General features: G+C 42.4%; 7 protein-coding genes. 3 read left to right on the top strand and 4 right to left on the bottom strand.

Annotated features, from left to right (window positions below; all coding sequences use genetic code 11):
* Window positions 1–626: 626 nt before the first annotated feature.
* Complete coding sequence (locus ACP45E_RS13315) at window positions 627–1,604, top strand: DUF1852 domain-containing protein (protein ID WP_026026590.1); 978 nt, start codon at window positions 627–629, stop codon at window positions 1,602–1,604.
* 27 nt (window positions 1,605–1,631) lie between these two features.
* Window positions 1,632–2,660, top strand: coding sequence for a methionine synthase (locus tag ACP45E_RS13310; RefSeq protein WP_017035927.1), 1,029 nt, complete (start codon window positions 1,632–1,634; stop codon window positions 2,658–2,660).
* Between the two features lie 113 nt (window positions 2,661–2,773).
* Here ACP45E_RS13310 and ACP45E_RS13305 read toward each other — a convergent pair whose 3' ends face one another.
* The 4 genes from ACP45E_RS13305 to ACP45E_RS13290 all read right to left on the bottom strand — a co-directional run bounded on the left by ACP45E_RS13305 (window position 2,774) and on the right by ACP45E_RS13290 (window position 5,589).
* Window positions 2,774–3,142, bottom strand: coding sequence for a VOC family protein (locus ACP45E_RS13305; RefSeq protein ID WP_017035926.1), 369 nt, complete (start codon window positions 3,140–3,142; stop codon window positions 2,774–2,776).
* A gap of 129 nt (window positions 3,143–3,271) precedes the next feature.
* On the bottom strand, window positions 3,272–3,523 hold the full coding sequence (locus ACP45E_RS13300) for a TIGR03643 family protein (protein ID WP_017037794.1): 252 nt from the start codon (window positions 3,521–3,523) through the stop codon (window positions 3,272–3,274).
* Window positions 3,524–3,654: 131 nt separating this feature from the next.
* Complete coding sequence (locus tag ACP45E_RS13295) at window positions 3,655–3,993, bottom strand: hypothetical protein (protein WP_017037793.1); 339 nt, start codon at window positions 3,991–3,993, stop codon at window positions 3,655–3,657.
* Window positions 3,994–4,092: 99 nt separating this feature from the next.
* On the bottom strand, window positions 4,093–5,589 hold the full coding sequence (locus ACP45E_RS13290) for a PTS transporter subunit EIIC (RefSeq protein WP_017037792.1): 1,497 nt from the start codon (window positions 5,587–5,589) through the stop codon (window positions 4,093–4,095).
* 244 nt (window positions 5,590–5,833) lie between these two features.
* On the opposite strand from ACP45E_RS13290, the gene ACP45E_RS13285 reads away from it, so the two are divergent.
* A complete protein-coding gene (locus ACP45E_RS13285) occupies window positions 5,834–5,959 on the top strand; it encodes a hypothetical protein (RefSeq protein WP_017035922.1) in 126 nt (41 codons plus the stop codon).
* Window positions 5,960–6,055: the final 96 nt, after the last annotated feature.

Raw genomic sequence — 6,055 nt, 5'->3', positions numbered from 1 at the left:
ATTTGAAAATGGTTGTTTTGCTGCCTCTACCGGTAAAGTGACCTGCGCGCCTTCTGCGCTAAGCGCCGCTTCGACTGGGTTTTGAGTGTCATCTGCAATAGCAGTGCTTGCCAAAACAGCGGTAGAAAGCGCGAGTGCAATAGAAGTAAGTTTCATAATGTTATCTCCTGTGTTTGTGTGGTGTAAATATAACCAACAGGAACGAACAAAAATAGGTCACTTTACGCCAATCATAATACCCCGTTATCAATACCCAATTATCAATGCCCATTTATTTAGAGCTCGCTACTTCAATACCTTGATACCAATACACAAACAGTGACACAAATACAGTGGTATGCGGCTCAATTGAATGAACAGAAAATTTCGCTGAAACGTTAAAAGCCATTGAACATGAATGTTTCTCATATTGAATGTGAAATAAAACCACTGTTGTTAATTTCGCTAGCCACGTATAAAAGACCTTCTCCTCTTAATTCTGTAGGGATGACTCTCTATTTTTTATTTAGATGATTGCTGATCAAAATAATATTGGGAACAGAATGACGGGGAAAATAATAAAAAAAACCTTAAAGGGTAAGAAAGACATTCAGCGTTTATCTAAGGAAATAGGATACGAAATCACAATGCATAACGACTTTAAATTTACGATTCAGAGCATTTGTCTCGATGAAAATTATCATCCATCAGACAACACGCGCATCACAACGAATTTTGCTAATTTGGCTAGGGGCAACAGCCGCAAAGAGAACCTTCGCAATGCCTTACAGATGATTAACAATAGTTTCAATGCATTAGCACACTGGGACAACCCAAAAGGTGACCGCTATTGTGTTGAACTTGACATCATTTCTGTTGATATCAACATGGATGCTAGCGGTCAGGCCTTCCCTTCAATCGAAGTTCTAAAAACAAATATTGTTGACCATGAAACCAATGAGCGTATTGAAGGTATTGTGGGGAATAATTTTTCTTCTTATGTTCGAGATTATGATTTTAGTGTGCTTCTATTGGAACATAATAAAGATCAACCGAATTTCAGTATTCCTGATAATTTTGGCAAATTGCACGGTCAATTATTTAAGTATTTTGTCAATTCAGATACTTTCAAACAGCACTTTAAAAAGCCCCCGGTTATATGCCTCAGCGTCTCTGACAACAAAATATATCATCAAACTGAAAATCAGCACCCAGTATTAGGCGTTGAATACCAACCCAATGAGTCGTCGTTGACTGAGCAGTACTTCCAAAAAATGGGCTTACAGGTTCGCTATTTTATGCCGCCAAATAGCGTCGCGCCTTTAGCTTTCTATTTTTTTGGCGATTTGCTCAATGATTATACCAATCTTGAACTGATCAGCACCATCAGCACGATGGGGACATTCCAAAAAATATACCGACCTGAAATTTACAATGCCAATGCTGCCGCAGGAAAATGCTATCAACCAAATTTGAAGAATCTGGACCACTCGGTGACTCAAATAGTGTATGACCGAGAAGAACGCAGCCAGCTCGCTATTGAACAGGGTAAGTTTGCCGAGGCGCATTTCATCAAACCATTCCAAACTGTTCTTGAGCAATGGTCGACTCATTACGCCCTTTAATTCACACAAATAAGCGCAGCATTTATTATGAAAACATTATTACCTACTTCAACGGCGGGCAGTTTACCTAAGCCTTCCTGGCTAGCACAACCAGAGACGCTTTGGTCACCTTGGAAGTTGCAAGGCGAGGAGCTGACTGACGGCAAACACGATGCTTTGCGTGTGTCACTACAAGAACAACAACAATCGGGCATCGATATCGTTAGCGATGGCGAACAAACACGACAGCATTTTGTGACAACATTTATCGAACACCTTAGTGGCGTTGATTTTGAGAAACGTAAAACGGTCAAAATTCGCGATCGCTATGACGCGAGTGTGCCTACGGTCGTGGGTGCGGTATCTCGCCAGAAGCCAGTTTTTGTAGAAGATGCTAAATTTCTACGCCAGCAAACCGACCAACCGATCAAATGGGCTCTGCCTGGCCCCATGACCATGATCGACACGCTTTATGATGACCATTATAAAAGTCGCGAGAAATTAGCGTGGGAATTCGCTAAGATTCTCAATCAGGAAGCCAAAGAACTCGAGGCCGCAGGCGTTGATATTATTCAGTTTGATGAACCTGCTTTTAATGTTTTTTTCGACGAGGTCAACGACTGGGGCATTGCTTGTTTGGAAAGAGCCATCGAAGGCCTGAAATGTGAAACAGCGGTACACATTTGCTATGGCTACGGCATACAAGCGAACACCGATTGGAAAAAAACGTTGGGTTCAGAGTGGAGACAATATGAGGAAGCGTTTCCCAAACTGCAACAGTCCAATATCGATATTATCTCATTAGAATGCCACAACTCTCACGTTCCAATGGAGTTACTTGAACTCATTCGAGGTAAGAAAGTGATGGTAGGTGCGATTGATGTAGCAACCAACACGATTGAAACGCCAGAAGAAGTCGCTAATACCTTGCGAAAAGCCCTTCAGTTTGTCGATGCAGATAAACTCTACCCTTGCACCAACTGTGGCATGGCTCCTTTGCCTCGCCAGGTAGCGGCAGCCAAACTAAAAGCGTTAAGTGCAGGCGCAGAAATTGTCAGAAGAGAACTCTCAGCCTAGTACTCGCCATTGATTGGCTGCTCTATGAACACAATAATGAAAGCGGCTTTCGTTTCTAATGCACTCTAAATGGTACTATTTCACAGAAACTTTCCCACAAAGAGTGCTTGATTTTACATTGAAACGGCTTCTATCTTGTTCCCATCTAAATCTCGAACAAATGCAGCGTAGTAAGCATCACCATATTCCGGTCTGAAGCCTGGTTTTCCTTCACACGTTCCGCCCAACTCGATCGCAGTAGCATAAAAACGATCCACCGATTCCTTATTGGGTGCGTTAAATGCTAAGTGCGACCCATTGCTTGACGTAGCCTTACCTTCACAGGGACATCCAACCCAAAACTCAAAACTTTCGCCATAGGCGGCGGCCACATTTTCTATATAGTGAGTACGTTTGATGGCTAACGTTGATAAAACGGCATCGTAAAACTTCACTGCTGTAACGACATCTTTAGCACCAACAGATACGTGATTTAGAATCATGATTAAGGCCTTTTTGTTATGAGAAACCCGAATGATAACGCTTGCTTAATCACCTTTCAAATGACTGAATAAATAAGAAAATACTCATATAAAAAAGCCAACTTGATTCAAGACCGAGGATAGTATTGTTCAGCGATGCTTATATTGAGTTGGGCAGAAACCTCTCGATACATCAGATGAGCGAAGCTTTAAATGCTTTGTTGTGCGTCCTGACACGCGTGAACGCCACAATTTAAAACTGCTTAATTTTAAACGACTGCGCATAAAGCGAATAAGGCAAGATTCATTCAAACCAAATTGTAGTTCTATTGCTTCAAACGGCGTTCTATCTTCCCACGCCATTTCTATAATTCTTGACTCATTTTCTTTTGAGAATTTCATCACATGCTCTTTGTTTATGACCAGAATAGACATACGGTTACTGCCTGGTTTTAGATCAGAGAGAGTGTCATCTTGAACGCAATGCAACGAGATGGCGCCAAATGAAATGAAAGCACAGCTAAAATGCTGGTTTAGAGCTCAGGTAAAGCAAACACAATCAAAGCGTAGGCAGTCGCGAGTGCCCATAAGATAAACGTCACTGCCCAACATTTTGCCACAGTGCCGCGAATGGTTGATTTGAAATTCGGTGCCGCGCGAAAAACACAAATAGAGCTATAAATCGCAAAAATGGGTAACGCCACTATTTTAAGCATCACTACCGTGGTTTCAGGTAAGGCTATCTTGCTCTGTTCTAATAGAAACAATAGCGCGTATGTTCCCAAGATTTGAAGTAACACTGCATGCCACAGCGTAATACCACCTTTAAACCATTTCAGCAGTACAGGACTGTTCATTGTTGTAGGGGTCATTTGAGCCTCCAGTTACCGAATGCCAACTGATTGCAATGGCATTAATGATAAAGCGAAAAAAGGCCTCTATAAATATAGAGGCCTAACATTACGAACTAATTATGCTGGCGCAAGTTCACTTGAAGGACTTTCAAGTAAGTTAGCAATAAACTGAGCTTTAGCACCCAAGATTATTTGTACACCATGAGAACCGACTTTTACTACACCCATCGCACCGAGTTGCCTAATGGCATCGGAATTAACCAGTGACATGTCTGTCACTTCCAAGCGCAAGCGAGTGATACATGAACCAATCGTCTTAAGGTTAGCGCTTCCACCAACATGACGTAGGATTTCACGAGCTAGGCTTTCATCGTCTAACGTGATTTCTGTCATATCTTGTTCGCGACCTACCGTTTGATAGTTAAACTTACGGATAACAACACGGAATACTGAGTAGTAGATAGCTGCGTTAATGGGTCCCCAAAGGAATAATTTAGCCCAGTTTGTTTCAAAACCGCTCAGGCTAGGCATTACACCGTACAGTACGTAATCGATAATACCCGCAGAGAATGTTTTACCCATTTGCAAATCAAGTGCGTAAGAGACGCTGTAAGAAACCCCCGCCATAATAGCGTTAAAGAAGTAAAGTACAGGAGCTACGAATACGAACGCAAACTCAACAGGCTCAGTAATACCCGTAACGAAAGCAGTAAGTGCAGCTGAACCTAATAGACCAGCGGCAATCTTCTTATTTTTAGTATGCGCTTCTTGATACATCGCTAAACATGCCGCTGGGAATGCAAACATATAGATAGCAAAGTTACCAGAAATGTACGCGCCTGCATTGTCGTAACCGCCGCCTTCAAATGAATGTACGCCGTCAGCAAACATGCGCCACCAGATTGTTTGAGCGCCATTGACGATTTCGCCATTTCCGGCAGTGTATTCAAAGAACGTAAACCAGTAAGGAGCATAAAACACGTGGTGCAATCCAACAGGAATGAGCGCGCGCTCCATGAAGCCGTAGAAGAAGGTTGAAACATACATGTTACTTTGGCTTAAGCTAGTCGAGACCGCCGCAATGCCATCTTGAACTGCTGGCCAGAATAGTGGTACAGCAAGGCCTAATAAGAAAGCGCTAAAAGCAGTAACGATTGGCACAAAACGTTTACCAGCAAAGAATCCTAAAAATTCAGGTAACTGAATGTTATAAAAACGGTTATACAGATACGCAGCAAGCATACCTACTAACATGCCACCCAATGGACCAGTTTGCAGTGTTGGAATACCTAAAACCGACGCGTAACGCCCCTCGGCCACCATGTCAGGTGTAATGCCCATGGTCACGCTGATGGTTTGGTTCATTACCAACAGACCTGCAATTGCAGCTAATGCCGCCGCTCCAGAGTCTTTGGTTAAACCAACGGCAACACCAACCGCAAAAAGTAAGGCTAAGTTACCAAAAATTACGCCACCCGCGGCTTCCATCATAGATAGCCCAAGTGCATTACCTATTCCCAGCAATAGACCGGCTGCTGGCAATAGTGCGATAGGGAGCATTAATGCTTTCCCTAGCGCCTGTGCTTTGGTCATTGTACTTTGTAGAAAACTCATAATTCCACTCTCATTAAAATGTAAGGATAAAAGTCTGTCTTCCAAACCTTTTGGAAGGGTCGATAGAGAGTGTAAAAAAGTATTCAACGCTGAAGGTTACAAATTAAATGAGCTTTGTAAGTATACATTTCCAATGTAAGTGATTGATTACAAAACAGCGTTTCGCATCATTTTTTAGTTGATCTCATGTCAAGTCGGAGCGACATTGAAGGCTAAATAAGCTGTTTTCGGTAATTACTTCCAAATGCAAACTGTTCTAGCGGTAGTGATGTTGGGTATCGCAATGGCTGCATCGTTTATTATTCGTAAGATGCTAGAAGCCGCGAAAACGGCTGAAGAAACGATTGAACTAGAGCAAGCAAACCGCTAGTTATGCTCGCGTTAACCCGCGATAATACATTAAGCCCTTTAGTTTTCCTAAAGGGCTTTTTTGTTGAGGTTGTTACTAGGGCGTGTTGATCTTTCG

The organism is Vibrio genomosp. F10 str. 9ZD137 (assembly GCF_049974785.1).
GTDB lineage: Bacteria > Pseudomonadota > Gammaproteobacteria > Enterobacterales > Vibrionaceae > Vibrio.
This window is presented reverse-complemented; position numbering and strand designations above follow the sequence as displayed.

Bases quoted from the DNA above. Each gene is read 5' to 3' on its own strand.
- ACP45E_RS13295 (WP_017037793.1), bottom strand. From the start codon at position 3,993: ATGACCCCTACAACAATGAACAGTCCTGTACTGCTGAAATGGTTTAAA.
- ACP45E_RS13305 (WP_017035926.1), bottom strand. From the start codon at position 3,142: ATGATTCTAAATCACGTATCTGTTGGTGCTAAAGATGTCGTTACAGCA.
- ACP45E_RS13290 (WP_017037792.1), bottom strand. From the start codon at position 5,589: ATGAGTTTTCTACAAAGTACAATGACCAAAGCACAGGCGCTAGGGAAA.
- ACP45E_RS13300 (WP_017037794.1), bottom strand. From the start codon at position 3,523: ATGAAATTCTCAAAAGAAAATGAGTCAAGAATTATAGAAATGGCGTGG.
- ACP45E_RS13285 (WP_017035922.1), top strand. From the start codon at position 5,834: ATGCAAACTGTTCTAGCGGTAGTGATGTTGGGTATCGCAATGGCTGCA.
- ACP45E_RS13310 (WP_017035927.1), top strand. From the start codon at position 1,632: ATGAAAACATTATTACCTACTTCAACGGCGGGCAGTTTACCTAAGCCT.
- ACP45E_RS13315 (WP_026026590.1), top strand. From the start codon at position 627: ATGCATAACGACTTTAAATTTACGATTCAGAGCATTTGTCTCGATGAA.